This window comes from uncultured Marivita sp. (assembly GCF_947488135.1).
Taxonomy (GTDB): Bacteria; Pseudomonadota; Alphaproteobacteria; order Rhodobacterales; family Rhodobacteraceae; genus Marivita.
In genome coordinates this window covers 125,002-150,683 of the sequence record NZ_CANKYW010000007.1, presented here as the reverse complement: position 1 = coordinate 150,683, position 25,682 = coordinate 125,002, and the positions used below count along the sequence as shown (strand labels likewise).

The 25,682-nt window shown below is 63.4% G+C and carries 29 protein-coding genes; 27 read left to right on the top strand and 2 right to left on the bottom strand.

What is annotated here, in order from left to right; genetic code table 11:
- Positions 1-211 precede the first annotated feature (211 nt).
- From Q1B16_RS17915 to Q1B16_RS17895, 5 genes are all read left to right on the top strand, one after another.
- Positions 212-2,032, top strand: a complete 1,821-nt coding sequence (locus Q1B16_RS17915; RefSeq protein ID WP_299792072.1) for an ABC transporter ATP-binding protein — start codon at positions 212-214, stop codon at positions 2,030-2,032.
- 31 nt (positions 2,033-2,063) lie between these two features.
- Positions 2,064-2,999 carry an endonuclease gene (locus Q1B16_RS17910; RefSeq protein WP_299792069.1) on the top strand — a complete coding sequence of 312 codons (936 nt, stop codon included), beginning with the start codon at positions 2,064-2,066 and terminating at the stop codon, positions 2,997-2,999.
- A gap of 4 nt (positions 3,000-3,003) precedes the next feature.
- Positions 3,004-4,170 (top strand): acetylornithine deacetylase, encoded by a 1,167-nt coding sequence (gene argE, locus Q1B16_RS17905; protein ID WP_299792066.1) that lies wholly within the window; start codon positions 3,004-3,006, stop codon positions 4,168-4,170.
- The gene (locus Q1B16_RS17900; RefSeq protein ID WP_299792063.1) at positions 4,167-5,516 is read left to right on the top strand and encodes an FAD-binding oxidoreductase; all 1,350 of its coding nucleotides are present in this window, start codon (positions 4,167-4,169) and stop codon (positions 5,514-5,516) included. The genes argE and Q1B16_RS17900 overlap by 4 nt, the downstream gene beginning before the upstream one ends.
- A 77-nt stretch (positions 5,517-5,593) precedes the next feature.
- Positions 5,594-6,757: a M20 aminoacylase family protein gene (locus Q1B16_RS17895; protein WP_299792061.1), complete on the top strand. Its 1,164-nt coding sequence runs from the start codon at positions 5,594-5,596 to the stop codon at positions 6,755-6,757.
- A 269-nt stretch (positions 6,758-7,026) separates the two neighbouring features.
- On the opposite strand, the gene Q1B16_RS17890 is transcribed toward Q1B16_RS17895, so the two are convergent.
- Positions 7,027-7,833, bottom strand: coding sequence for a LuxR C-terminal-related transcriptional regulator (locus tag Q1B16_RS17890; RefSeq protein WP_299792058.1), 807 nt, complete (start codon positions 7,831-7,833; stop codon positions 7,027-7,029).
- Positions 7,834-8,017: 184 nt separating this feature from the next.
- Here Q1B16_RS17890 and Q1B16_RS17885 point away from each other — a divergent pair, with 184 nt between their 5' ends.
- Positions 8,018-8,431 carry a nuclear transport factor 2 family protein gene (locus Q1B16_RS17885; protein ID WP_299792055.1) on the top strand — a complete coding sequence of 138 codons (414 nt, stop codon included), beginning with the start codon at positions 8,018-8,020 and terminating at the stop codon, positions 8,429-8,431.
- The gene (locus Q1B16_RS17880) at positions 8,431-9,609 is read left to right on the top strand and encodes an MFS transporter (protein ID WP_299792052.1); all 1,179 of its coding nucleotides are present in this window, start codon (positions 8,431-8,433) and stop codon (positions 9,607-9,609) included. Before Q1B16_RS17885 ends, Q1B16_RS17880 begins: the two co-directional genes overlap by 1 nt.
- 138 nt (positions 9,610-9,747) lie before the next feature.
- On the opposite strand, the gene rsgA is transcribed toward Q1B16_RS17880, so the two are convergent.
- Positions 9,748-10,782, bottom strand: coding sequence for a ribosome small subunit-dependent GTPase A (gene rsgA / locus Q1B16_RS17875; RefSeq protein ID WP_299792049.1), 1,035 nt, complete (start codon positions 10,780-10,782; stop codon positions 9,748-9,750).
- 218 nt (positions 10,783-11,000) lie between these two features.
- On the opposite strand from rsgA, the gene Q1B16_RS17870 reads away from it, so the two are divergent.
- The 20 genes from Q1B16_RS17870 (at position 11,001) to Q1B16_RS17775 (ending at position 25,682) form a co-directional block, all read left to right on the top strand.
- Entirely contained in the window at positions 11,001-11,807 is an 807-nt protein-coding gene (locus Q1B16_RS17870) for a glycosyl transferase (RefSeq protein WP_299792046.1), read from the top strand.
- Between the two features lie 264 nt (positions 11,808-12,071).
- A complete protein-coding gene (gene fabF, locus Q1B16_RS17865; RefSeq protein ID WP_299792043.1) occupies positions 12,072-13,334 on the top strand; it encodes a beta-ketoacyl-ACP synthase II in 1,263 nt (420 codons plus the stop codon).
- Between the two features lie 3 nt (positions 13,335-13,337).
- Positions 13,338-14,498, top strand: coding sequence for an endolytic transglycosylase MltG (mltG, locus tag Q1B16_RS17860; RefSeq protein ID WP_299792040.1), 1,161 nt, complete (start codon positions 13,338-13,340; stop codon positions 14,496-14,498).
- 37 nt (positions 14,499-14,535) lie between these two features.
- Positions 14,536-15,273, top strand: a complete 738-nt coding sequence (locus Q1B16_RS17855) for a sulfite exporter TauE/SafE family protein (RefSeq protein ID WP_299792037.1) — start codon at positions 14,536-14,538, stop codon at positions 15,271-15,273.
- Between the two features lie 248 nt (positions 15,274-15,521).
- On the top strand, positions 15,522-15,869 hold the full coding sequence (locus tag Q1B16_RS17850) for a hypothetical protein (RefSeq protein WP_299792034.1): 348 nt from the start codon (positions 15,522-15,524) through the stop codon (positions 15,867-15,869).
- On the top strand, positions 15,787-17,154 hold the full coding sequence (locus Q1B16_RS17845) for a terminase family protein (protein WP_299792031.1): 1,368 nt from the start codon (positions 15,787-15,789) through the stop codon (positions 17,152-17,154). Before Q1B16_RS17850 ends, Q1B16_RS17845 begins: the two co-directional genes overlap by 83 nt.
- Positions 17,155-17,422: 268 nt before the next feature.
- Entirely contained in the window at positions 17,423-18,598 is a 1,176-nt protein-coding gene (locus Q1B16_RS17840) for a phage portal protein (RefSeq protein WP_299792028.1), read from the top strand.
- A complete protein-coding gene (locus Q1B16_RS17835) occupies positions 18,591-18,818 on the top strand; it encodes a hypothetical protein (RefSeq protein WP_299792025.1) in 228 nt (75 codons plus the stop codon). Before Q1B16_RS17840 ends, Q1B16_RS17835 begins: the two co-directional genes overlap by 8 nt.
- An 11-nt stretch (positions 18,819-18,829) precedes the next feature.
- On the top strand, positions 18,830-19,372 hold the full coding sequence (locus tag Q1B16_RS17830) for an HK97 family phage prohead protease (protein WP_299792022.1): 543 nt from the start codon (positions 18,830-18,832) through the stop codon (positions 19,370-19,372).
- A 29-nt stretch (positions 19,373-19,401) separates the two neighbouring features.
- Entirely contained in the window at positions 19,402-20,583 is a 1,182-nt protein-coding gene (locus Q1B16_RS17825) for a phage major capsid protein (RefSeq protein WP_299792019.1), read from the top strand.
- 166 nt (positions 20,584-20,749) lie between these two features.
- Positions 20,750-21,343 carry a head-tail connector protein gene (locus Q1B16_RS17820; RefSeq protein ID WP_299792016.1) on the top strand — a complete coding sequence of 198 codons (594 nt, stop codon included), beginning with the start codon at positions 20,750-20,752 and terminating at the stop codon, positions 21,341-21,343.
- Complete coding sequence (locus tag Q1B16_RS17815; protein WP_299792013.1) at positions 21,340-21,678, top strand: head-tail adaptor protein; 339 nt, start codon at positions 21,340-21,342, stop codon at positions 21,676-21,678. The genes Q1B16_RS17820 and Q1B16_RS17815 overlap by 4 nt, the downstream gene beginning before the upstream one ends.
- The gene (locus Q1B16_RS17810; RefSeq protein ID WP_299792010.1) at positions 21,675-22,085 is read left to right on the top strand and encodes a DUF3168 domain-containing protein; all 411 of its coding nucleotides are present in this window, start codon (positions 21,675-21,677) and stop codon (positions 22,083-22,085) included. Before Q1B16_RS17815 ends, Q1B16_RS17810 begins: the two co-directional genes overlap by 4 nt.
- A gap of 36 nt (positions 22,086-22,121) precedes the next feature.
- Positions 22,122-22,538 carry a phage major tail protein, TP901-1 family gene (locus Q1B16_RS17805; protein ID WP_299792007.1) on the top strand — a complete coding sequence of 139 codons (417 nt, stop codon included), beginning with the start codon at positions 22,122-22,124 and terminating at the stop codon, positions 22,536-22,538.
- Positions 22,539-22,540: 2 nt separating this feature from the next.
- Positions 22,541-22,861, top strand: a complete 321-nt coding sequence (locus tag Q1B16_RS17800; protein ID WP_299792004.1) for a gene transfer agent family protein — start codon at positions 22,541-22,543, stop codon at positions 22,859-22,861.
- Positions 22,858-23,067, top strand: coding sequence for a rcc01693 family protein (locus Q1B16_RS17795; protein ID WP_299792001.1), 210 nt, complete (start codon positions 22,858-22,860; stop codon positions 23,065-23,067). The genes Q1B16_RS17800 and Q1B16_RS17795 overlap by 4 nt, the downstream gene beginning before the upstream one ends.
- Positions 23,060-23,710 carry a phage tail tape measure protein gene (locus tag Q1B16_RS17790; protein ID WP_299791999.1) on the top strand — a complete coding sequence of 217 codons (651 nt, stop codon included), beginning with the start codon at positions 23,060-23,062 and terminating at the stop codon, positions 23,708-23,710. The genes Q1B16_RS17795 and Q1B16_RS17790 overlap by 8 nt, the downstream gene beginning before the upstream one ends.
- A 12-nt stretch (positions 23,711-23,722) precedes the next feature.
- Positions 23,723-24,355 carry a DUF2460 domain-containing protein gene (locus tag Q1B16_RS17785; RefSeq protein ID WP_299791997.1) on the top strand — a complete coding sequence of 211 codons (633 nt, stop codon included), beginning with the start codon at positions 23,723-23,725 and terminating at the stop codon, positions 24,353-24,355.
- The gene (locus Q1B16_RS17780) at positions 24,355-25,242 is read left to right on the top strand and encodes a DUF2163 domain-containing protein (RefSeq protein WP_299791995.1); all 888 of its coding nucleotides are present in this window, start codon (positions 24,355-24,357) and stop codon (positions 25,240-25,242) included. The genes Q1B16_RS17785 and Q1B16_RS17780 overlap by 1 nt, the downstream gene beginning before the upstream one ends.
- Positions 25,239-25,682, top strand: coding sequence for an NlpC/P60 family protein (locus tag Q1B16_RS17775; protein ID WP_299791993.1), 444 nt, complete (start codon positions 25,239-25,241; stop codon positions 25,680-25,682). Before Q1B16_RS17780 ends, Q1B16_RS17775 begins: the two co-directional genes overlap by 4 nt.

Genomic DNA, 25,682 nt, shown 5'->3' with positions numbered 1-25,682 from the left:
ACCGTCCAGCGTTCTTGAAGTGCGCCTCATGCCGTCGAAGCGGGCACAACGTCAAAATCACTCGGAACTATCCCCTGATTGCGCATCGAAACAGCTTTTGAGCAAAATGCAAGTCCCGTGGGAGCGATAACATCTGCGACGTCGAGACACCGTTTGACTCTGGCGGAACTGTGGTTAGCGTTTGGGCAAGGTCAGCAAAAGGATCTCGCCCATGCCCGATGGCAGCATCGCAAAAATCGAAAACCTGCGGGTCGAATTTCAGACGAAATCCGGGACTGTCGTGGGTGTCGAGGATGTGTCCTTCGAGATCAATCCCGGCGAAACCGTCTGCGTCGTGGGCGAATCCGGGTCGGGCAAGTCGGTGTCGTCGCTCGCGCTGATGCGGCTCATTGAATACGGCGGCGGGGACATCGCCGGAGGGCGGCTGCTCTTCGATCGCAAGGACGATGGGACCATTGATCTGTCGAATACCGATCAGGATTTGATGCGGACGATCCGCGGCAACGAGATCGGGATGATCTTCCAGGAACCGATGACGGCCCTGAACCCGGTCTTCACCGTGGGCAAGCAGCTGACCGAAGGGCTGCGGCTGCACAAGAATATGTCCAAATCGCAGGCCGAGGCGCGGGCGCTGGAATTGATGCGGCAGGTGCGCATCCCCGAACCCGAGCGGCGGCTCAAGCAGTATCCGCACGAACTGTCCGGCGGGATGCGGCAGCGCGTGGTGATCGCGATGGCGCTGGCCTGCGAGCCGCGCCTGCTGATCGCGGACGAGCCGACGACGGCGCTGGACGTGACGATTCAAGCCGAGATCCTTGCACTGATGGACCGGCTCAAGCGCGAGACGGGCACGGCGGTCATGTTCATCACCCATGACATGGCGGTGGTCGCGCAGATGGCGGATCGCGTCGTGGTCATGTTCCGCGGCAACAAGGTCGAGGAAGGCACGGTCGAGGAGATCTTCGAGAACCCGCAGCATCCCTATACGCAGGCCCTTCTGGCGGCGGTGCCGAAGCTGGGTGAGATGACCGGCACCGATCTGCCGCGACCAATGCGCCTTTTGGGCAAGGACGGGTCCGAAGTGCCGCCGATCACCGGGTCGGAAGAGGTGCTGCTCGAGGTCAAGAACCTGACGACACGCTTTCCGGTCAAGGGCGGGTTCTTCCGCCGGACGGTCGCCAATGTGCACGCGGTGGAGGACCTGTCGTTCTCGGTCAACAAGGGGCAGACCCTGAGTCTGGTCGGCGAGTCCGGCTGCGGTAAATCCACTGCCGGGCGGTCGATCCTGCGGTTGGTCGAACCGATGGCAGGCAGCATTTTCCTTGATGGCAAGGACATCATGGCGCTGAACCAGTCCGAGTTGCGCGAGGCGCGGCGCGACATGCAGATGGTGTTTCAGGACCCGTTCGCGTCGCTCAACCCGCAGATGCAATTGTCCGATCAGGTGTCCGAGCCGATGCGCAATTTCGGCATGGGATCCAGCGCGGAGATGCAGAAGCGCGTGGAGATGCTGTTCGATCGCGTGGAACTGCCGCGCAGCTTCATGCAGCGCTATCCCCACGAATTGTCCGGCGGACAGCGGCAGCGGATCGCGATTGCGAGGGCGCTCGCCTTGAACCCCAAGCTCATCGTTTCGGACGAGGCGGTGTCGGCGCTCGACGTGTCGGTGCAGGCGCAGGTGTTGAACCTGATGCTGGAATTGCAGGCGGAGCTGGGGATTTCGTTTCTCTTCATCAGCCACGACATGGCGGTGGTCGAACGCGTCAGCCACCAAGTTGGCGTGATGTATCTGGGCCGGATCGTCGAACTCGGCCCCCGCCGCGCGGTGTTCGAGAACCCGCAGCACCCGTACACGCAGGCCTTGATGAAGGCGGTGCCGATTGCCGATCCGCGCAAGCGCAAATCCGAGAAGGATTTGAATTTCAAACCCATTCCGTCGCCGATCCACGGTCTCGACTACGAACCCGAGCCATCGGTTTACCGCGAGGTGGAGCCCGGTCACAAAGTGCTGATCACCGACAGCGGCTACTGACCTTGGTTCTGTCGTCTGTCATGACGACCGTATGAAACGAGTCTTTCAGTGGATGTTTCGCGGTGCCGTAGGGCTTTTGGCACTGCTGACGCTCGTGGCCTGCGCGTTGCACGTGACCAACACCGAACGCGATGTCGCGGTGCAGGCCCCGGGTGACGGTGTGCTTCGAATCGCGACCTACAATGTGCACTACATCATTCTGAACCAGCAAACCGGTGCGTGGTCGGTGGGCGATTGGGAACGTCGAAAAGGGCCTTTTGACAGCGCGTTCAAGGCATTACAGGCCGATCTTGTGGCGTTTCAAGAGATGGAGAGCTGGTCGCGGGGATCGGACGGGTCTGTGAACCTCACGCGGGATTTCCTGGTAGAGCGCAACCCGGCCTATGGCGTGGCCGCAACGGGGGATTGGCGGAACTTTCCGACGACGCAGCCGATATTCTACCTCAAGAACCGACTACAACCCATTGATCAGGGATGGTTTTTCTTTTCGGATACGCCGGACGTGATCTATTCGCGTACTTTCAACGGGTCGTTCCCGGCCTTCGCGTCCTGGGTGCAGTTCGAGGATCGCACCACCGGTGACAGGTTCCGCGTGGCGAATGTGCATTTCGAATATTCCAGTAGGTCCAACAAGTTGCAATCCGCAGCTCTGGTTCGGGATCGCTTGAAGCCCTGGGTCGATGCCGGAGAAACGGTGTTCCTGGTCGGGGACCTGAACGCGCTGCATGGCGCGCGGACGATGGAAATTCTTGAAGAGGCGGGCGTGACGTTCGACCGCACACCCGGGGCCACATATCACTTGAACAGGGGTGTGCATCTCATTGGGGCAATTGATCATTTAAGCCGCACGCCAGATGTCGATCTGGTGGCCGGGCCGGTGGTCGTGCAAGAGAGGTTTGACGGCGCATGGCCATCGGATCATCATCCGGTCTACGCCGATTACCTGCTGCCCTCAGCCAAACAGTGAGCCTATGCACAACCGTCTGACCCCGCGCGACATTCTTGACCATTTGGTAAAATTCCCAACCGTCAGCCGTGATACGAACCTGCCGCTGATCGACTGGGTCGAGGGATACCTATCGGAACATGGAGTCGCCAGCCACCGGCACGTCAAATCCGACGATCCGATGAAAGCGGGGCTTTTTGCCCATGTCGGGCCAGAGGTCGAGGGCGGCGTGGTGCTTTCGGGCCATACGGATGTGGTGCCGACCGATGGTCAGCCGTGGACCACCGATCCGTTCACCGTGACCGAAAGGGCCGGCAAGCTCTATGGCCGTGGCACCACCGATATGAAAGGCTTTGACGCGCTGGCCATCTGGACGCTTGTCGAGGCGCATCATCGCGGAGTGACCCGACCTTTGCAGATCGCGCTCAGCTATGACGAGGAAATCGGCTGCACCGGCGCGCCGCCTTTGATCGACGCGATGCAAGGCGTGGTGCCCAAGGCGGATACGGTCATCGTGGGTGAGCCGACGATGCTCAAGGCGGTGACGGGTCATAAGGGCAGTGTGACATACAACATTCATGTGCATGGGTATGAGGTGCATTCCTCGGTTCTGCACACGGGCGTGAGTGCGATCATGTATGGTGCCAAGCTGATTGAATGGGCCAACAGGATGAACGCCGAAAGCGCCGTCGCCACACCTGCGCCTGTCGCTGCGATGTTCGATCCGCCCTACACGAATGTGCATGTTGGCGAGATCCATGGCGGAACGGCGCACAACATTACAGCCAAGGATTGCGAGTTGGTCATGGGCATCCGCGTTGTTCCCGGTGAAACGGTTGAAGCGTGGGATGCCAAGCTGCGCGCCGCCGTGGCCGAGGTGGAGGCGCAGATGCAGGCGGTTCGCCCCGAGACCTGGATCGAGGTGACGCCAAATTCAGACCTTCCGCCGTTCAAGTCGGACGATGCAGGCAGTGCCGAAACACTGGTGCGGCAACTGACCGGCGATAATGGCAAACAATACGTGTCCTATGGGACCGAGGCGAGCCATTTTCAGAATGCGGGATATTCGGTCGTGGTCTGCGGCCCCGGGGATATCGCTGTGGCGCATCAGCCGGATGAATACATCACGGTCGATCAGTTCACCAAGGGGCAGGCGTTCATGGAACGCTTGCTGGAACATCTCGCGTCATGATCCCGTTCCCGATTTCCGAGGCTACGCCGATTGCCTTTCCCGGACCTCTCCCGGACGAGACCGATGTCGTGGTCATCGGCGGCGGCGTGATCGGGGTCTGCACCGCGCTGTTTCTCGCGCGCAAGGGGCGGCGGGTGGTCGTGCTGGAAAAAGGGCGCGTCGCGGGCGAGCAGTCGTCGCGCAACTGGGGCTGGATCCGACAGCAGGGGCGCGACCCGCATGAATTGCCGATCATGGTCGAGGCAAACCGGCTTTGGACCGAGCTTGCCAGCCAGACCAACGTGGATATCGGTCTGGTGCGGCAGGGCGTGACCTATCTGGCCGAAAGCGAGCGAGAGCTTCAGGGCTATGCGGATTGGCTAACTCATGCCTCGGCGCAGGGGGTGGATACGGAATTGCTGGACCGCGCGGCGCTCAAGGCGCGCTTCCCGGAACTGGCCAAGGGCGGCTATGTCGGCGCGATCACGACACCTTCGGACATGCGGGCCGAACCCTGGGTCGCGGTGCCCGCGCTGGCCGGGATCGCGGTGCGCGAGGGGGCGGTGATCGTCGAGGGTGTTGCCGCGCGCAAGTTGGATATCGCAGCCGGGCGCGTCACTGGCCTGTTCACCGAGGCCGGGCGGATCGCTTGCTCCGATGTGGTGGTTGCCGGTGGCGCTTGGTCGTCGCTGTTCCTGCGGGCGCATGGGGTCGACATCCCGCAGCTTTCGGTGCGGTCGAGCGTCGGGGCCACGGAGGCTGTGCATCTGCCGCATACGGGTGCGGCTGCGGGGGGAGCCTATGCGTTTCGAACCCGCGGCGACGGTGGTGCAACCCTGGCACCGGGCGGGTTCAGGGAACTGTTCGTCGGGCCGGACGCGGTACGCGCCTTGCCGAAATACCGCACGCAGTTGATGGCCGATCCGTTCGGTACCCGGCTGCTTCCGGCAGCCCCCAAGGGCTATCCAGATGCCTGGGGCACCAAGCGGCAGTGGGCCGAAGACGAGGTCAGCCCGTTCGAGCGCCTGCGGGTGCTGAACCCCAAGCCCAATGCGAAGAAGCTGCGCAAGGTGGCGGCGGAGGTGGAAACTCTGTTCCCCGAGGTCGGACCGATCCGCTACCGCGCGATGTGGGCGGGGATGATCGACACGATGCCGGACGTGGTTCCGGTGGTGGACCGGGTCGATGCGATTCCCGGCCTGACCATCGGCACCGGGATGAGCGGGCATGGATTCGGGATCGGGCCGGGCATGGGGCGCGTGCTGGCCGATCTGGTCTGCGGCGACGCGCCGGGGCATGACTTGCGGCGGTTTCGGCTCACGCGGTTCAGCGATGGCAGCCGGATGGAGCTTGGCCCTGCGCTCTAGTCCCCCTTGAAGCCCGGCGCGGTCTGCGCCACGTTCTGGGGCAGAGACTCCACTCATCAGAAACAAGGATGACCAAAATGCCGGTCAAGAACCGCTTTGCCGAATTGCAGGACGAAATCACCGCGTGGCGGCGCGATCTGCACGAGAACCCCGAGATCCTGTTCGAGACCCACCGCACCAGCGCGCTTGTTGCGGATCGCCTCAAGGAGTTCGGCTGCGACGAGATCGTGACGGGCATCGGGCGTACGGGTGTCGTTGGCGTGATCAAGGGCAAGACCGATTCTTCGGGCAAGGTCATAGGCTTGCGCGCCGACATGGACGCGTTGCCGATCCATGAACAGACGGGTTTGGACTATGCCTCCAAGACCGATGGCGCGATGCACGCCTGTGGGCATGATGGGCATACCGCGATGCTCTTGGGAGCGGCCAAGTACTTGGCCGAGACGCGCAATTTCGACGGGACTGTCGTGGTGATCTTCCAGCCCGCCGAAGAAGGCGGCGGCGGTGGACGCGAGATGTGCGAGGATGGGCTGATGGAGCGTTGGGGCATCCAGGAGGTCTACGGGATGCACAACTGGCCCGGCCATCCGGTGGGCAGTTTCTCGATCCGGCCTGGCGCGTTCTTTGCCGCGACCGATCAGTTCGACATCACCTTCGAGGGCAAAGGTGGCCACGCCGCCAAGCCGCACGAGACCGTGGACACGACGGTGATGGCCTCGCAGGCGGTGCTGGCACTTCAGACCATCGCCAGCCGCAATGCCGATCCGATCGACCAGGTCGTGGTGTCGGTGACGTCGTTCGAGACCTCGTCAAAGGCGTTTAACGTGATCCCGCAGCGGGTGCATCTCAAAGGAACGGTGCGCACGCTGTCCACCGAGATGCGCGATCTGGCGGAGCGCCGGATCAAGGACATCTGCGCCGGGATCGCATCCACCTTCGGCGGGTCCGTGACGGTCGATTACCACCGGGGCTACCCGGTCATGGTCAATCACGAGGAACAGACGGAATTCGCGGCGGAGGTGGCGAAATCGGTATCGGGAGCCTGCGACGACGCGCCATTGGTCATGGGCGGCGAGGATTTCGCCTTCATGCTGGAAGAGCGTCCCGGAGCGTATATCCTTGTCGGCAACGGCGACACGGCAGCGGTGCACCACCCGGAGTACAACTTCAACGATGAGGCGATCCCGGCGGGTTGCTCGTGGTGGGCCGAGATCGTCGAGCGGCGGATGCCTGCGGCTTAACCTTTGCGACGGAGATTTTGGCACGGCAGGCTGTGGTGGCCCGCCGTATTGCTTATTTTGTTTGGATTGGCGAGCTGTTTTCAAAGTCCTAACCGCGCGAGATCGTTTTCGGTTTAGGAAACAAAATGACCGCTGGGCGGACTCACGAGACTTTCGCTGGGCTGAAAGCATTGGTCGCTTTCGCACGGTCCTCTTTCATCCAGTAAGGCAGCAAGCTTGTCAGGGGCGCGCGCCTCGTTAATCACTGTGGGGTTCTGAGGGTTTCCGTATCAATCGCTCGCGTCCTGCATGGTTCTGATCATCCGCGCATTCTCCAGCGCGATCACGCTTTGTGCTGCAAAAAGCTGCGCCAGTCTGGTGGCATCGTCTGAGAATGGACGGACGGTCTGTCTGTACAGTGCAAATGCACCGACCAGGTCGTCAGCGGCCAACATCGGTATGGCGACGAAGGATCGTGCACCGCCCAAATCGGCGGTTGCATGGCGTAAGGGATCATTGGTCTTGTAGACAGCCTCCGATTTCACGTCGAATATATTGATGACGTCACGCTGGGCATCCATGCGGCCGAGGCCTGTTTCAGGGCTCACGGCGAACCAGCCTTTATCTTCGAACCATGTCTCGAAATCAGACGGAATCCCGAGCGTGAATGTTGCGTGGAATTTCCCGTTCTGCCCGTACTCGAAAAGGATGCCATATTCCGCGTCACACAATTCAAGCGCATGGCCGAGGATCAAGGGCATCACGGCGTCCAAGTTGCCTTTTGCTGCCCCGATGATCCGTAGCACCTCACTGAGTGCTTTTTCACGACTGATCGCTTCTTCGAGGCTCAGAGCCAGTTCCGAGATGACAGCAGCCATTTCAGACTGATTGCGAGGCTGCGGGACTTCGCCGCTCAGTCGCGTGGCCAGTTCCTGTTTGGACGACACTTCGAGTTTTCGGTAGATCGTCGCGAGATGCGTGCGCACCGTGGATGGCGCAATGCAAAGGGTGTCTGCGATCCTTTGGTACGTCGCACCACTTGCATAGGATTGTGCGATTTCCAGTTCCCGTGGACTTAATTCGATTTGTGCTGACATGGCCGCCGCCTTGCAAAAAATCCTTGAGAGACAGTGTGAGCAGTGTCGACACAACACGCAATCCAGCAAATGCTGTAGTCAAATACTGCACCACGTCTTCGCAGAATAATGCATCTGCACGATACTTCGACTGCCTGACTTTCTCTTAAGCTGCTTCTGGAAAACCAGCTTGGAGGATACCCAGATGACTCAGTTCGATACCGCAAAAGCTTTCTTTGATGCCTGCGAAACCGGCAAAGGATGGGATGTCTGCCAAGACTGGTGCACAGAAGGCGCGACTTTCGCGTGCCAAGCTGACTCTCTGGCCGAAACCAGGACGCTTGCAGAGTATTGCGAGTGGATGAAGGGGTTGCTGACCCCAGTGCCTGATGGACGCTACAAGCTCACGTCCTTCGCGATGGATGAGGCGCGTGCCACCGCTGTGGCAACTGCCGAATTCCATGGCACGCAGACGGGACCGGGCGGGCCAGCGGCGCCGACCGGAAAGGCCGTGGTGTCCGACTATGCCTATGTGATGCAATTCGACGGCGACAAGATCAGCCATATGACCAAGATCTGGAACGATGTGCAGGCGCTGCGTGGGCTCGGTTGGGCGTAATGCGCTGGCGCATCCTCGCTCTGCTCTTTCTTGCCCGGATCGGGACTGGATTTCAGTTCCAGACGCTGGCCTCTGTGGGCGATAGCCTGACCATCGCCTTCGGTCTTGACTACGCAAGCGTTGGCCTGCTGATTGGGATTTTCATGGCTCCGGGGCTGATCCTCGCACTTCCGGCGGGGTACCTTGGACGGCTGATTTCGGATCGCGAGATGGCGGTTCTGGGGCTGATGGCCTTGACCGTGGGGGGACTCGTCTCAGGGCTTGCGGGTGGCAGCACCGGAATCGGGGCCGGACGTGTGGTCGCTGGTATCGGGTTTCTCATCATCAATCTCTATCTCACCAAGATGGTCGTCGATTGGTTCGAAGGCCACGAGATCGCAACCGCAATGAGCATCCTCGTCATGTCCTGGCCTTTCGGCATCGCGATGGGACAAGTGGGGCATGTCTGGCTGGGCGAAGTTTATGGCTGGCGGGTGCCGTTCCACATTGCATCCGCCTATTGCCTGCTCGCAGCGGCGGCAGTTTATCTCTTCTATCGCGCGCCGGGCGACCTGCCCACCGCAAAACCAGGCGGCGCGGCGCGATTGACCCGGCAGGAGTGGCGTTTGGTGTTCTGTGCTGGTGGAGCTTGGGGTGCTTTCAATGCGGCCTATGTGACGTACTTGTCTTTCGGCCCAAAGGTTTTGGAGGACCTTGGACAGACGGCAATTGCCGCCGCGGCGGTCATTAGTATCGCGAGTTGGTTGATGATCGGCTCTGGGGCGTTATGCGGTCAGATTGTTGATCGGTTTGGCCGCCGCAATCTCGTCTTGTCGGTATGCATGACCGGTGCAGTGATCGCCCTTTGGTTGCTGAGTTACCCTGGCGCCGGGCTTACGGCAAGCTTGCTCTTCGGGTTGATCGGGATGGCGCCCGCTGGTGTCATCATGGCGCTTGCCGGTCTGGCCCTACGGTCAGAGGTACGCGCTTTTGGCATGGGGGTCTTCTTCACGATTTATTACGCCTTCATGCTTGCCACGCCACCAACAGCCGGAGCGATCCTGGATGCAACGGGGCAACCTCAAGGTCCGATCTGGCTGGCCATGGTCCTCTTCGCGAGCGTCGTTCCATTCGCGGTTGCGTTCAAATTCATCCGAGAAGACTACGGCATGGTTTTGCGAAAGGCGGGCTCGTCGTGATCGCATAAACGCCGACATTCGTTCAGATTGCAGCATGTGTCATCTTGGGCCCAAAGCGCGCACCGCGCTTTGGGTGAGCGACACTTCAATTATGCTGTCAGATGAATTCGGCCAGCCCAGCGGTCCAATGATTGCTTTTTAATCCTCGTACCCGCGCTTGTGGCGGCTTTTGGCCATTGCTTCTTTGACGACGCGGCCAAAGGATTTCTGGCGGGCGCGGGCGGCCGCGATGGTTTCGGAGTTGTATTGATCTTCACGGTTCAATTTTTGCCAGCGCAGGAAGCGGGCGCGGTCGAGGGCGCCTGAAGCCAAGGCTGCCTTGACGGCGCAACCGGGTTCGCTTTCGTGCGCACAATCCGAAAATTTGCACTGGGCGGCGAGGGTTTCGATGTCGTCGAAAAGCTCTTCCAGCCCTTCGCTGGTGCCGGACAACTGCAATTCGCGCATCCCCGGCGTGTCGATGAGCCAGCCGCCCGCCAAGGTGGGGCGCAGGGCGCGGTGTGTCGTCGTGTGGCGGCCTCTGGCGTCATCCTCGCGGATGTCCTGAGTGGCTTCGGTCTCACCTGCCAGCGCGTTGCGCAGGGTGGTCTTGCCGACGCCGGAGGAGCCGAGCAGGGCCAGCGTCTGCGCCTTGCTGCACCAGGGGTTGAGGCGCTTCACGTCCTCGGGATCCTTGGCGTTGATCGTGATCGCGGTGACAAGTGGTGACAGGCGTTCGGCCTGTCGTTTGAAGCTGTCGGGGTCGTCGCAGAGGTCGGCCTTGGTCAGGATCACCAGCGGCAATGCGTTCGAGGCCAGCGCCAGAGCCAGATACCGTTCCAGGCGGGCGACGTTGAAATCGGCGTTGCAACTTGTGACCAGGCCGACGGTATCGACATTGGCCGCGATGCGCTGACTGCCGACGGCGTGACCGGCGGCGCGGCGGTGCAGGTCGGTCACCGGATCGAGCCGCCGCAGCGCGGAAGCGCCGTCGGTCAGCACCCAGTCGCCTACGGCATATGCACCGGCGGCCTCGGCCGGGGTCAATCGCAATTCGCCCGCTTCGGTCAGGGCAACGAGCTGGCTACGATGCACCTCGGAAATGCGGGCGGGGATGAGGTCTGCGTCGTCTTCGGTCAGTTGACGTGCGAAATGGTCCGACCATCCAAGATCGGCGAGGGTATACGTGGTCAAGGTTTTGTTCCTGTCGCTGAGAAACCTGCCCCGGTGGAGCATATGTTCAGGCCTCGTGTCTGGCCGGGTGCGGCGATCAGCCTGACACCCGCAGGGTGCGCACAATCTCCATCATGTCCTCCTGCATCTCAGCTTCGATTGGGGGATATTATACGTGCGCAGTTGAACCGCGCCAAGCGGCATCTGGTCATTCGGCCAAACCGTTGCTAAGCGGACGCATGACCATGCCATCCATCGCCACAGTCGCCTGCATCAAGTGGGGCACACTTTTCGGGCCGGAATACGTGAACCGGCTCTATTCCGGGGTGCGGCGCAACCTGTCCTGTCCGGTGCGGTTTCTGTGCATGACGGACCATGCCGAGGGATTGCATCCGGAGGTCGAGGTGCTGGACCTGCCGGTGGAGCCCTTTGCCGAGCCGATGGCCGCCGCGCTGAAAGTCGCCAACCGGCAGGGGGCGATGCGCAAGGTTTCGCTGTTCAGGCCGGGGCTGATCCCGGATCTGGAGGGGCCGGTTCTGGGCTTCGATCTGGACGTGGTCATCACCGGATCGCTGGACGATCTCCTGACGCTGGCACCGGGGCATGTGGTCATGCGGCATGACTGGACCGAAGCGCGCAAGGGGCGGCCCACGGGGCACGGATCGGTGTTTCGGTATGATCCGGCGGTGCATGGGTTCCTCTATGACGATCTTGCGGCGGACGCCTATCGCGAGGTTGAAATCGCGCGGGGATCGGAGCAGCGCTACACGTCGCACAAGGCAATGGGAAACGGTGTTTTCGCATATATCCCAGATAATTGGGTGGTGAGCTTCAAGTACGACTGCAACCCGTTTCCGGGCAATTACCTGCACGCGGCGCGCCTGCCCGAAGAGGCGAAAGTGGTCTGTTTCCATGGACGACCGAAGATGCCCGAAGCGATCGCGGGATATCGCGGGTCGTTTATCCGGTACGCCAAGCCGACGCCGTGGTTGCAGGAGCACTGGGTGGACCGGGCCAAGACCGATCTGGGCGCGCGGTGGGGCTAGCGCGACGATGCGGTGACGCATCGTGTGTTTCCGTTGACGGAAACAGGGTCTTGGGGACGGTTTGTCGGGGTGCGCCGTGTGGGTTTTCCACTATAGTTTGGGGGTGTGGCGATGCGTTGACGCATCGTCTGTTTCCGTTGACGGAAACATCGGGGCTCTGCGGCGGAGGCTGAGAAGAATGTCCACGGGGTCGGCTCGACTCTTGCGGCTTCCGGCGCGAACGGGGTAAGAGCGGGCAAGTGCATTCGAGGGAAGGGCAACACCATGCGTCGAGTAGTTGTGACAGGCTTGGGATTGGTGACACCGCTGGCCGACGGGGTCGAGGCGAGCTGGAGCCGCATTCTGGACGGGCAGTCCGGGGCGGGCACGATCACCAAGTTCGATGCAAGCCATCTTGCCACGACCTATGCCTGCGAAGTGCCTTATGGTGACGGCAGCGACGGGACATTCAACCCCGACACCTACCTCGAGAAAAAAGAGCAGCGGAAGGTGGATGAGTTTATACTCTTCGGTCTGGCGGCGGCGCATCAGGCGGTGCGCGATGCGGATTGGATGCCCAAGGACGAGGAAAGCCGGTTGCGCACCGGTGTGATGATCGGATCGGGGATCGGCGGGCTTAATTCGATTGCCGAGACGGCGCTTCTGATCCGGGACAAGGGGCCGCGGCGGGTGTCGCCGTTCTTTATCCCCGGTGCGCTCATCAACCTGATCTCGGGCAATGTGTCGATCAAGTACGGCTTCAAGGGGCCGAACCATTCGGTTGTGACGGCCTGTTCGACGGGCGCGCACGCGATTGGTGATGCGTCGCGGTTGATCATGTTTGGCGATGCCGATGTCATGATCGCGGGCGGGGCCGAAGCGGCGATTTCCGAGATCGGAATTGCCGGATTCAACGCATGTAAGGCGCTGTCGACCAAGCGGGGCGACGATCCGCAGGCGGCGAGCCGTCCCTATGACGCGGACCGCGACGGGTTCGTCATGGGCGAAGGTGCTGGCATCGTGGTGCTTGAGGAATACGAGCACGCCAAGGCTCGGGGTGCCAAGATCTATGCCGAGGTCTGTGGATACGGGCTGTCGGGCGACGCCTATCACATCACCGCGCCCTCCGAGGACGGCGAAGGCGGCGAGCGGTCGATGCGCGCGGCATTGAAGCATGCGGGCATCGAGCCCAAGGACGTGGATTACATCAACGCGCATGGCACCTCGACGATGGCGGATGTTATCGAGCTGGGTGCGGTCGAGCGGATGATGGGGGATGCGGCCTCGAAGGTCACGATGTCGTCGACCAAATCGGCCACCGGGCACTTGCTGGGGGCTGCGGGGGCGATCGAGGCGATTTTCTCGATCCTGGCGATCCGCGATCAGGTGGCGCCGCCGACGCTGAACCTCGATACGCCTGCGGTGGACACGCCTGTCGATCTGGCGCCAAACGCCAAGCGTGAACGCGAGATCCGGTATGCCCTGTCCAATAGCTTTGGGTTTGGCGGAACCAATGCCAGTGTCGTTTTCGGTCGGATGGATCGCTAGATCATGTGGCGTCACATCGCGTCCAACGCGCTGACTTTTCTTGTCGTTCTCGTTTTCCTGTTCGGCGGCGCGCTGATCTGGGCGCAGAACACCTATGTCTCGGAAGGGCCGTTGGAACAGCCGATCTGCGTGCAGGTGGAGCGTGGATCGAATTTCCGCCGCGTGTCCGAGAGCCTGGCCGACGATGGCGCGGTGTCGAGTGCCGCGCTGCTCAGGATCGGGGCGGAGTACGCGGGCAAGACATCGGAGCTAAAGGCCGGGTCGTTCCTGGTGCCGGAAGGCGCGTCGATGCAGCAGATCGTCGATATCGTCACGCGCGGCGGGGCGAGCACCTGCGGCACCGAGGTGGTTTACCGGATCGGCATCACAAGCGCGACCGTGCAGGTGCGCGAGCTTGACCCGGCGACGGGCCGGTTCGAGGAGATTGCCGAGTTCGATCCGGCGGAAGGCGCGGCGCCCGAGGAATATGCCGAGGTGAAGGCGGAGGCGGATACGCGCTACCGCGTGGCGCTGGCAGAGGGTGTGACCAGCTGGCAGATCGTGCAGGAGCTGGGGCAGATCGACGTTCTGGAGGACGAGATCGAAGAGGTCCCGGCCGAGGGGTCCTTGGCGCCCGATAGCTATGAGATCACGCCGGGCGGCAGCCGGTCCGAGTTGCTGGCGCGGATGGAGTCGGCGCAGGAGCGCATTCTGGCCGAGGCCTGGGCGAACCGGCAAGACGGGTTGCCGCTGGACAGCCCGGAGGAGGCGTTGATTCTTGCGTCGATCATCGAGAAAGAAACAGGCACGCCGGAAGAGCGGTTCCTTGTCTCCAGCGTGTTCAACAATCGTCTTGAGCAGGGCATGCGGCTTCAGACCGACCCGACGGTGATCTACGGGATCACGCGCGGAGAAGGCGTGCTGGGCCGCGGTCTGCGTCAGAGCGAGTTGCGGCGCGAGACGCCTTGGAACACCTATGTGATCGACGGTCTGCCTCCCACCCCGATCGCCAATCCGGGGCGGGCCAGCATCGAGGCGGCGCTGAACCCGGAGGACACGGATTTCATCTTCTTCGTGGCAAAGACGCTCGATCCGGCGGATGGGCACAATTTCGCGGTCACATTGGCGGAGCATAATGAGAACGTGGCGGCGTACCGAGCGCTTGAGGCGCAGCGGGACAATTGAGCTTTTTCACACCTGACCGTGGTCTTGCCCGATGGGCATGACCGAGCTGCTGCTGATCGGAGCGGTGGTCTTCGTGATCGCCGGTTCGGTCAAAGGTCTTGTGGGCATCGGATTGCCGACGGCGGCGATCAGCATGTTGACCATGGTGATCGACCCGCGCACGGCGATTGCGCTGGGGCTGGGGCCGATCGTGGTGTCGAACGCCTGGCAGGTCTGGAGCATGGGCGACATCCGGGGCGCGTTCAGCCGCTACTGGATTTTCGCGCTGGCCCTGGCGGTGAGCGTTTTTCTGACGGTCTCTTTGTCGGCAGAGGTGTCCGACCGGGTGATTTTTCTGGCGCTCGGTCTGTCGATCGTGTCTTTTGCGCTGCTGAACCTGCGGTTTGTCATGCCACGGATCCCGGACCGGTTCGACGGGGTCGCACAGCTTGGGTTCGGGACCATCTCGGGCATTCTGGGCGGTTTGTCCGGTGTCTGGGTGGCGCCGGTCATCATGTATATGAGTTCGCGTCAGGTGCCGAAGGACGAGTTCGTGCGGGCCACCGGATTGCTTTTGTTCATCGGGAGTTTGCCGTTCGTGACGGCGTACATCCAGCAGGGGTTTCTGACGCCGGACCTTGCGGTGGTGTCGCTGGGTCTGGTCATTCCGACCTTGCTTGGGTTCTCACTCGGGGCGCGGTTGCGGACGCGGATGTCGAACGAGAAATTCCGCAAGGTGGTGCTTTACGTGTTCCTGCTTTTGGGGCTGAACCTGTTGCGGCGCGGGTTGTTCTGAGCGACGTGCTTTGTGGTTAAGCAAAGCTGAATCACTTCAATTTGTGGCTCTCTCATGGATTTAGTGGTGGACTTCGGCAAATCTTGTCGAAGTCTTAAGCCGTCGCGCGCGGCGTTAGGCGCGTCTTACCGGTTTTCCTGTCATGTGCTTCATGCCTGCTAGGCATCATCAGATCACGGGCGACAGCTTCGTGCTCTGCCGGTGCGTCAATGGACGGAGATCCATTCAGCACAGGAGGCAAGGATCGCATGGTTTTGATCACTGCGGAAGAAGAGAGCAGCGCGCTCGAGACCGAGCGCGAGGCCATCGCGCAGGAATTGCGGGCCATTCGCAAGATGGTGGCGGACCTGCGCGAAAAGGTGGAGGCCGGGGAAACCGGCACGTCGAGTGAGGCGGCCAAGGCGCTTGCCGATCTGCGTGCCTGGCTGAAACACGCCAAGGAAACGGAGGTTCAGATTGAACGACATCGCCGAGAACATGCCGGTATTGCGGGGGCCTACGGGCTTGACCTCGATGCGGCACGGGTTGCGGTCGGGTGCCGACTTGATCGCCTCCGCAAGTGTTGCCGAGAGGCACGCGTTTCTGACCAGTCTTGAAGAGGTGGACGGGGCGCTTCTGGCGTTGCCGTACCTGTTCGAGTTCTGGGCCCATCCGCACCAGTTGCCCCCAGAGGGGGACTGGCGTTCTTGGGTGATCCTTGGTGGGCGCGGCGCGGGGAAAACCCGCGCCGGTGCCGAATGGGTGCGCAGCATGGTCGAGGGCGCGCGGCCCTTGGACAAGGGCGCGGCCCGGCGCGTGGCGCTGGTGGGCGAAACACTGGACCAGGTGCGCGAAGTGATGATTTTCGGCGATAGCGGGATCATGGCCTGTGCGCCGCCCGACCGGCGACCCGAGTGGCTGGCAACGCGACGGACGTTGCGGTGGCCCAATGGCGCGGAGGCGGTGGCCTGTTCGGCGCATGACCCCGAAAGCTTGCGCGGGCCGCAATTCGACGCGGCTTGGGTGGATGAGTTGGCCAAGTGGAAGCGTGCGCAGGAAGCCTGGGACATGTTGCAGTTCACGCTACGGCTGGGGTCGCATCCGCGCATTTGCGTGACGACGACGCCGCGCAACGTGGGGGTTCTGAAGGCCTTGCTGGCGTCGCCTTCGACCGTGGTGACGCACGCGCCGACCGAGGCGAACCGGGCCTATCTGGCGTCGTCGTTTCTGGACGAGGTGCGCGAACGGTACGCGGGCACGCGGTTGGGGCGGCAGGAATTGGACGGTGATCTGCTGGACCAGGTGGATGGCGCGTTGTGGTCGCTTGAGACCTTGGAGCAGTCGCGTTGCGAAGCGTTGCCGGAGTTCGACAGGATCGTGGTTGCGGTGGACCCGCCTGCGGGGTCGTCCAAGCGGTCGGATGCCTGCGGGATCGTGGTGGCCGGCGTTGTGACGGACGGGCCGCCGCAGGATTGGCGGGCGGTGGTGCTGGAGGATGCGTCGGTGCAGGGGGTGTCGCCCTTGGTTTGGGCGCGGCGTGCGATTACGGCGATGGAACGCTGGGGGGCGCAGGCGCTGGTGGCCGAGGTCAACCAGGGCGGCGACATGGTGGAAGCCGTGTTGCGGCAGGTCGATCCGCTGGTGCCGGTGGTTCGGGTGCACGCGTCGAAATCCAAGGGCGCGCGAGCGGAGCCTGTGGCGGCTTTGTATGAGCAGGGGCGCGTGGCGCATCACGGGGTGTTCGACGCTTTGGAGGACGAAATGTGCCGGATGACGCGGACGGGCTTCGAGGGCGCTGGATCGCCAGACCGGCTGGATGCGCTGGTCTGGGCGCTGACCGATCTGGTCATTGCACGGGCGGCGGAATGGCGTGTGCCGCGTGTTCGGACGTTGCAACGGTGAGCGCACGGTATGGTTTCCAGCCGTTAACCTTTGATCGGTAGGTTGGTTTCATCAAAACGACGCGGTGTGGGACCGCAGCAGGGTTAGACGGAAACGGTGAATTGGGAGCGGGGCCCTTCGATACGGCGGGCTGCGGACGAGGGAGCCGTGTCTGGGGCGCCAGGGGCCTTTGGGGGCTTGGGCCTTTGGCAGGTGGCCGGTCGGGACGGTTCGAGAGACCGTCCCGGCTGTGCCGGAACGAAATGGAATTGCGAGGAGCATGGTCAGCATGGTGTGGGATGTCTTTCGGCGAGGACGCAAGCAAGAGGCCGGGGTCGAGGCCAAGGCAAGTGCCACCGGGCCGGTCGTGGCCTGGCAGAACATGGGCCGCGTGGCGTGGTCGGCGCGGGATACGTCGTCCCTAACGCGCACGGGATTTGTCGGGAACCCGGTGGGGTTTCGCGCGGTCAAGCTGATCGCGGAAGCGTCGGCGGCGGTGCCCTTGGTGTTGCAGGATGCGCAGCAACGCTACGAGGTTCATCCGGTGCTGGACCTGTTGCGCCGTCCGAACCCCGTGCAGGGGCAGGCGGAGTTGTTCGAGGCGTTTTACGGGCAGCTTTTGTTGTCTGGCGACGGGTATTTCGAAGCGGTGGGTGCCGGTGGTGTTCCCGGTGAGCTGCATGTGCTGCGGTCGGACCGGATGAAGCTGGTGCCGGGGCAAGATGGTTGGCCTGTGGCCTATGAGTACGGTGTTGGCGGCAAGGCGCATCGGTTCGAGATGGGTGAGGGCCCGGCACCTGTCTGTCACGTGAAGGCGTTTCACCCGCAGGACGACCATTACGGGCTGAGCCCGATGGTGGCGGCGGCGCAGGCGTTGGACGTGCATAACGCGGCCTCGCGGTGGTCGAAGGGATTGCTGGACAACGCGGCGCGGCCCTCGGGGGCGATTGTCTATCGCGGCACGGATGGTGTGTCGGGGATGGGCAACGACCAGTACGAGCGGCTGGTCGAGGAAATCGAGTCGCATCACATGGGCGCGCGCAATGCGGGGAGGCCGATGCTGCTGGAAGGCGGGCTGGACTGGAAGCCGATGGGGTTTTCGCCCTCGGACATGGAGTTCCAGAAGACCAAGGAAGCGGCCGCGCGCGAGATCGCGGTGGCGTTCGGGGTGCCTCCGATGCTCTTGGGCATTCCGGGCGAGGCGACGTTTGCCAATTATGCCGAGGCGCATCGGGCGTTTTACCGGCTGACAGTGTTGCCGCTGGTGTCGCGGGTGTCCGCGGCGGTGAGTGTGTGGCTGTCGGGGCATATCGGGGCGGATGTGGTGCTCAAGCCCGATCTGGACCAGGTGCCTGCGCTGGCGGCGGAGCGGGATGCGCAATGGGCGCGGGTCGCGGGGGCGGAGTTCCTGACGAATGCCGAGAAGCGGGCGCTGTTGGGTCTGCCGGTGCTGGCCGATGAATGACGCGCGCGGGGGGTACGAGCCGTTCGATTGCGCGCCTGCGCTGCGGTTGGACGCGCATGAGCGGGTGACAGTTTTGCGGTTCGAGGGGATTTCGTCGCGGTTGGATCGGATCGAGGGCGCGATCGAGCGGCTGGAGCGGCGGATGTGGCTGGCGGTCTATGGCGTCGCCGCCGCGGTGTTGGCGGATGTGTTCCTGAAATTTGTTCAGGTGACGCCATGAGGGAGAACAGGATGGATTTGGAACGGAAGTTTTGCCGGTTCGATGCGGATGTGACCGTGACGGATGGCTGCGTGATCGAAGGCTACGCGTCGCGGTTCGGGCAGTGCGACCAGGGCAATGATGTCGTGGCAACAGGGGCTTACGGCGCGTCGTTGAAGCGGCTGGCCGAAAGTGGTCGCGCGGTCAAGATGCTGTGGCAGCACGATCCGGCGCAGCCCATCGGCATCTGGGACGAGGTGCGAGAGGACGCAACGGGATTGTACGTGAAGGGCCGGTTGCTGGACAGCGTGGCGCGGGGCCGGGAGGCCGCAGCGCTTGTGGCGGCGGGCGCGATTGACGGGTTGTCGATCGGCTATCGCACCAAAGCCGCGACGAAGGACAAGCAGGGCCGCAGGGTTCTGACGGAACTGGAGCTGTGGGAGGTGTCGCTTGTGACCTTTCCGATGCTGCCCAGTGCGCGGGTTGCGGCCAAGGGGGAGACCCCGGAGGCGGTGGATCTGCGGGAGATGGCACGCCTGATCGAAGAGGCGCGCCGGATATTGGTGGACGGGTAGGGCCACCCTTCAGAGATGGGAAAATCGGGATGAGTGAGACCGGGACAACGTCGCGGAGCGGGGAAGATGTGTCTCCGTTCACCCAGGTGGGTGCCGCGTTGGCAGGGTTGGTGGGCGATCTGCGCCGCCAGCGGGAAGACTTCGACAGAAAGCTACAGGAACAGGAAGAGCGAATGACCAAGATCGACAAGAAGACAGCCTTTGCGGGGCGTCCTGCGCTGGCGGGTGGTGTGAGCACCCAAGACATGCATTTCAAGGCGTTCGACGCCTATCTGCGCACCGGCGACGACGATGCGCTGCGCGGGTTGGAGATGGATGTGAAATCCATGTCCACGGTGGTGAACGGGGATGGCGGGTTCCTGATCGACCCGGTGACATCCGAGACCATCCACGGCGTGCTGAATTCGTCGGCGTCGCTGCGGGCGGTGGCGTCGGTCGTCAATGTCGAGGCGTCGAGCTATGACGTTCTGATCGACCAGGGCGACACCGGCGCGGGCTGGGCCGACGAGATCGGTGCGCGCACCGAGACCGGAACGCCGACCATCGACCGCATTTCGATCAAGCTGCATGAGCTGAGCGCGATGCCCAAGGCCAGCCAGCGTTTGCTGGACGATACGGCGTTCGATATCGAGACCTGGCTTGCGGGCCGGATCGCGGACACGTTCAGCCGCGCCGAGGCGGGGGCCTTCATCACTGGGGACGGCAATGACAAGCCGCGCGGTATCCTGAACCACGGGGCGGTGGACAACGATGTCTGGACCTGGGGTAACCTTGGCTACATCCCGACGGGTGTGGACGGCGATATCGGCAACGGCGATGCGCTGATCGAGCTGGTCTACGCGCTGGGGGCGGAATACCGCGCGAATGCGGCCTTCGTGATGAACTCCAAGACCGCCGGTGCGCTGCGCAAGCTGAAGGATGCGGATGGCCGTCATCTGTGGTCGGACGGGTTCACGTCGGGCGAGCCTGCGCGACTGCTGGGCTATCCGGTGCTGGTTGCCGAGGACATGCCGGATATCGGCACAGGCGCTGACGCGATTGCCTTTGGCGATTTCCGTGCGGGCTACACCATCGCGGAACGCCCCGATCTGCGCGTGCTGCGCGATCCGTTCAGCGCCAAGCCGCATGTGCTGTTCTACGCGACCAAGCGTGTGGGCGGTGACGTGAGCGATTTCGCTGCGATCAAGCTGCTGCGCTTTGCCGTTGCCTAAACGGTGATGGCGGACATGGGGAAGGCGGTGCGGGCCGTCTTCCTCATGGGGCGCGCGCCGGAGTGCCGGCGTTGTCTAGCCGCTCCCCTCCGTCCGAGCAACGGCGGCGGCGCGCGTCCGACAACAGGTCGGCCCCACCGAGGGATAGGTTTGCGGAGAACTGAAGATGTATTTGATTGAAGAAAGCCAGATACCCGAAGCGGCTTTGCCGGTGGCGCGTTTGCGAGACCATTTGCGACTGGGCAGCGGGTTCGTGGAAGACGGGCTTCAGGACGGGTTGCTGGGCGGGTTTCTGCGCGCGGCGATTGCGGCGGTCGAGGCGCGGACCGGCAAGGCGCTGTTGGTGCGGGATTTCCTGTGCAACCTGCATCGCTGGCGGGACGTGACGGGCCAGGTGTTGCCGATTGGGCCGGTGCGTGCGGTGAGCCAGGTCACGCTGGTCGATGCGTTCGGCGCGGGCGCGGTCGTCGATCCGGCGCGGTATGTTCTGGTCGCCGATGGCGAGGCCCCGAAGCTGTGCCCGATGGGCGCGTGCCTGCCGTCGATCCCCGAACATGGGAGCGTGGAGGTCCGGTTCCGGGCGGGGATGGCGGAGGCCTTTGGCGATCTGCCCGCCGATCTGGCGCAGGCCGTGATGCTGCTGGCCGCGCATTACTACGAGTACCGCGACGAAACCGCGTTGGGGCAGGGCTGTATGCCGTTCGGTGTCACCAGCCTGATCGCGCGCTATCGCCCGGTGCGGCTGGGGTTTGGCGCATGAGCGGTCCGAGGCTGACCTCGAAGCTTGTGCTTGAACGGCTGGAGGCGGTGCCAGATGGCGCGGGCGGACAGCACGAGAGCTGGGTCGCGCTGGGCGTGATCTGGGGCGAGGTGAAGCCCCGCTCGGGTCGGGAGAGCGTCGGCGAGGCCGGGCAGGTTTCCGTGACCGGGTTTCGGATCACCGTGCGCGCGGCACCGCAGGGCCATTCGGCACGGCCCCTGCCTGAACAGCGGTTCCGCGATGGGGCGCGGGTGTTTCGGATCAATTCGGTGACAGAGGCCGATCCCGGCGGGCGGTTCCTGTCCTGCATCTGTGACGAGGAGTTGGCGACATGAGTTATGCGGTGGCGGCAGCGTTGCAGGGCGCGGTGTACCAGGAATTGCAGAACGACGCGGGATTGTCGGTTCTGGTCGGCAACCGGGTCTATGACGCGGTGCCCAAAGGGCGATTGCCGGACCTTTACGTGGCGCTGGGCCCGGAGCGGGCGGTGGATGCGAGCGACAAGACCGGGCGCGGGGCGTGGCACGAGTTCGTCGTGTCGGTGATCTCGGACGATGCGGGGTTCCAGACCGCCAAGGAAGTGTCGGCGGCGATCTGTGACGCGCTGATCGACGCGGAAATGGTGCTCGAGCGGGGCCGATTGGTGGCGCTGAACTTCAAGCGGGCCGTGGCGCAGCGGGAAAAGGCGGGGCGGCGGCGGGTCGACCTGATCTTCCGGGCGCGGGTCGAGGACGACGTCTGAGGACGTCTTGGTTTTTTGGAAAAGGGAGTGTGGGCGATGGGTGCTCAGAACGGAAAAGACCTTTTGATCAAGGTCGATGTGGATGGCAGCGGCACGTTCGAAACGCTGGCCGGGCTGCGGGCGACGCGGATCAGTTTCAATGCCGAAGCGGTGGATGTCACGTCGCTGGAAAGCGAGGGCGGCTGGCGCGAATTGCTGGCGGGTGCGGGCGTGCGCAGCGTGGCGATCTCGGGTGCGGGCGTGTTCAAGGATGCCAGCACTGATGAGCGCGCGCGACAGATTTTCTTCGACAGTCAGACGCCTGCGTTCCAGGTCATCATCCCGGATTTCGGCGTGGTTCAGGCACCGTTCCAGGTGACGGGGCTGGAATATGCCGGGTCTCATAATGGCGAGGCGACATACGAGTTGTCGCTGGCGTCGGCGGGCGCGGTTTCCTTCACGGCGGCGGTCTGAGCATGGCGAACCCCTGGCGTGGAGAGGTGACGCTGGTGATCGACGGCGAGCCGCATGTGCTGCGTCTCACGCTGGGGGCGCTGGCGGAGCTTGAGGCCGGATTGGGGGCGGACACGCTGGTTGATCTGGTGGCGCGGTTCGAGGGCAGCGCCTGTTCGAGCCGGGATGTATTGGCGTTGATCGTGGCGGGTTTGCGCGGTGGTGGTTGGCGCGGGACGGCGGCGGACCTGCTGGCAGCGGAGATCGAGGGCGGGCCACTGATGGCGGCGCGGGTGGCGGCGGAATTGCTGGCACGGGCCTTTGTGCCGGTGGGCGAGGCGTGAGCCGGTTCGACTGGCCCGGTTTGATGCGCGCCGGGATGCGCGGGTTAGGACTGCGCCCGGAGGAGTTCTGGGCGCTGACACCGGCGGAGCTGCACCTGCTTTTGGGGGGCGGTGGTGCGGCCCCTTTGAGGCGGAGCGGGTTGGACGCGCTGATGGCGGCGTATCCGGACAATCGGTCGGACGACCGGGGAGAACAGAATGATTGAATTGGACGGGATCGACGGGTTCGAGGCGCAGGTGAGTGCGCTGGAAGAGGCGCTGGTGGGGGCCTCGACGATGGCGGGCGGCTTCCAGGCCGAAATGGCCAAGGTGCGCGACTCGCTCTCGGAGACGGGCAAGGGGGCGTCGAAGCTCGAAGGTGCGCTGAACCGGGGGCTGAGCAAGGCCATCGACGGGGTCGTGTTCGACGGGATGAAGCTGTCGGATGCGCTGGGCACGATTGCGCAGTCGATGATCGGCGCGAGTTACCGCGCGGCAGTGAACCCGGTGAAAGAGCACCTGAGCGGGATGGTGATGCAGGGAATCAGCAACCTGCTGCCCTTTGCCAATGGCGGGAGTTTTGCCCAAGCGCGGGTGATGCCCTTTGCGGATGGCGGTGTCGTGCATGGGCCGACGACCTTTCCGATGCGGGGCGGTGTCGGCCTGATGGGCGAGGCGGGACCGGAGGCGATCATGCCGTTGGCGCGGGGTGCCGATGGCAAGCTGGGCGTGCGCGCGGGCGGCGGCGGGCGGGCGGTGAACGTGGTCATGAATATCTCGACGCCCGATGTGCAGGGGTTCCGGCGGTCGCAAAGCCAGATCGCGGCGCAGATGGGCCGGGTGCTTGGGTCCGGTCAGCGGAACCTGTGAGGAGGATTGGTCATGCAGTTTCATGAGGTGAGGTTTCCGACGGCCTTGAGTTTCGGCTCCATCGGTGGGCCGGAGCGGCGGACGGACGTGGTCACGCTGGCCAGCGGGTTCGAAGAGCGCAATACGCCGTGGGCGCATTCGCGCAGGCGGTATGACGCGGGGATCGGGCTGCGGTCGATGGACGATATCGACACGCTGATCGCGTTTTTCGAAGCGCGGCGCGGGCAGATGTACGGGTTCCGCTGGAAGGACTGGGCGGATTTCAAATCGTGCAAGCCGTCGGCACAGGTGGCGGCGACGGACCAGGTGATCGGGACCGGGGATGGATTGGTGACAGAGTTTCAGTTGAGCAAGCTCTATGCCTCGGGCGGGGCCGACTATGCGCGACCGGTGGCCAAGCCGGTGGCCGGAACAGTGATGGTCGCCGTTGACGGCGTTCCGCAGGTCGAGGGGGCGGATTTCGACGTTGAGCCCGCGACCGGTGTCGTGACTTTCGTCGTCGCCCCTCCGGCGGGGGTGTCGATCACCGCCGGGTTCGAATTCGACGTGCCGGTGCGGTTCGATACGGACCGCATTCACACCAGTGCGGCGACGTTCCAGGCGGGTGACGTTCCGGATGTGCCTGTCGTGGAGCTTCGGGTCTGATGCCGGGCGCTGAGGCGCTGGCCGCGCATCTGGCCACGGGGGTCACGACGGTGGCGCGCGCCTGGGAGGTGACGCGCAAGGACGGGCGGCGCTTCGGGTTTACGGACCACGACCGCGACCTGAGTTTTGACGGTGTCGTCTTTCGGGCAGATACCGGGATGAGCGCTGCGGCGATCCAGCAGGGCACGGGGCTGTCGGTGGACAATACCGAGGCCATCGGCGCTTTGAGCGATGCCAGTGTCACCGAGGCGGATATCGCCGCGGGGCGGTTCGATGGGGCCGAGGTAACGGCCTGGCTGGTGAACTGGGCGGATGTGTCTGAACGCAAGCTGCTGTTTCGCGGATCCTTGGGGGACATCACGCGCAGCGGCGGTGCGTTTTCGGCAGAGCTGCGTGGACTGACGGAATGGCTCAACCGTCCGGTGGGTCGGGTGTATCAGGCCCCTTGCCTGGCGGTACTGGGCGATGCGTCTTGCGGTGTGGATACCACTGCCGATGGCATGTGGGCCGAGGTGACGGTGACGGAGGTCGGCGCCACGGGGGCGCTGACCGTGGTCGGTGCGTCCGGGTTTGAGCCCGGCTGGTTTCAGCGCGGGCGGATGACGGTGATCAGTGGGGCCGCCGAAGGGCTTTGGGCGGCGATCAAGCGGGACGTGCTTTACGATGATGGGTCGCGTGGGATCGACCTTTGGGAGCCTTTGCGGGCCAGTTTGGCTGTGGGCGACAGGCTCAAGCTGATTGTCGGGTGCGACAAGCGGTTCGAGACCTGTCGCGCCAAATTCGACAACGTTCTCAATTTTCAGGGTTTTCCCGATATTCCGCAAGAGGAATGGGTCATGATCCATCCGACGATGGCCAAGTCGCGCGGCGGCGGGAGCTTGCGATGACGCGGCTGGAGATCGTGGCCGCGGCGCGTGGATGGATCGGGACGCCCTATGTGCATCAGGCGAGCCTGCGCGGCGCCGGGGCTGATTGTCTTGGCCTGCTGCGCGGGGTCTGGCGCGAGCTTTACGGCTGCGAGCCAGGGTCCGTTCCGAGCTACACGCAGGATTGGGGTGAGCCGCAGGGGGACGAGGTTCTCTGGCAGGCTTTGTCTCAACGGATGGCGGCCAAACACGTCGATGACGAGAGCGAGGGCGACGTGATCCTGTTCCGGATGCGGGATCGCGGGATCGCGAAACATCTTGGGATACAGACGCGGATCGGCGCGTTGGCGCGGTTTGTTCACGCGTATTCGGGGAACGGGGTTCTTGAGACCTCGCTCAGCGCGCCGTGGCAGCGGCGTATCGTGGCGCGGTTTGCGTTCGCGGACCTTCAGGAAGGATAA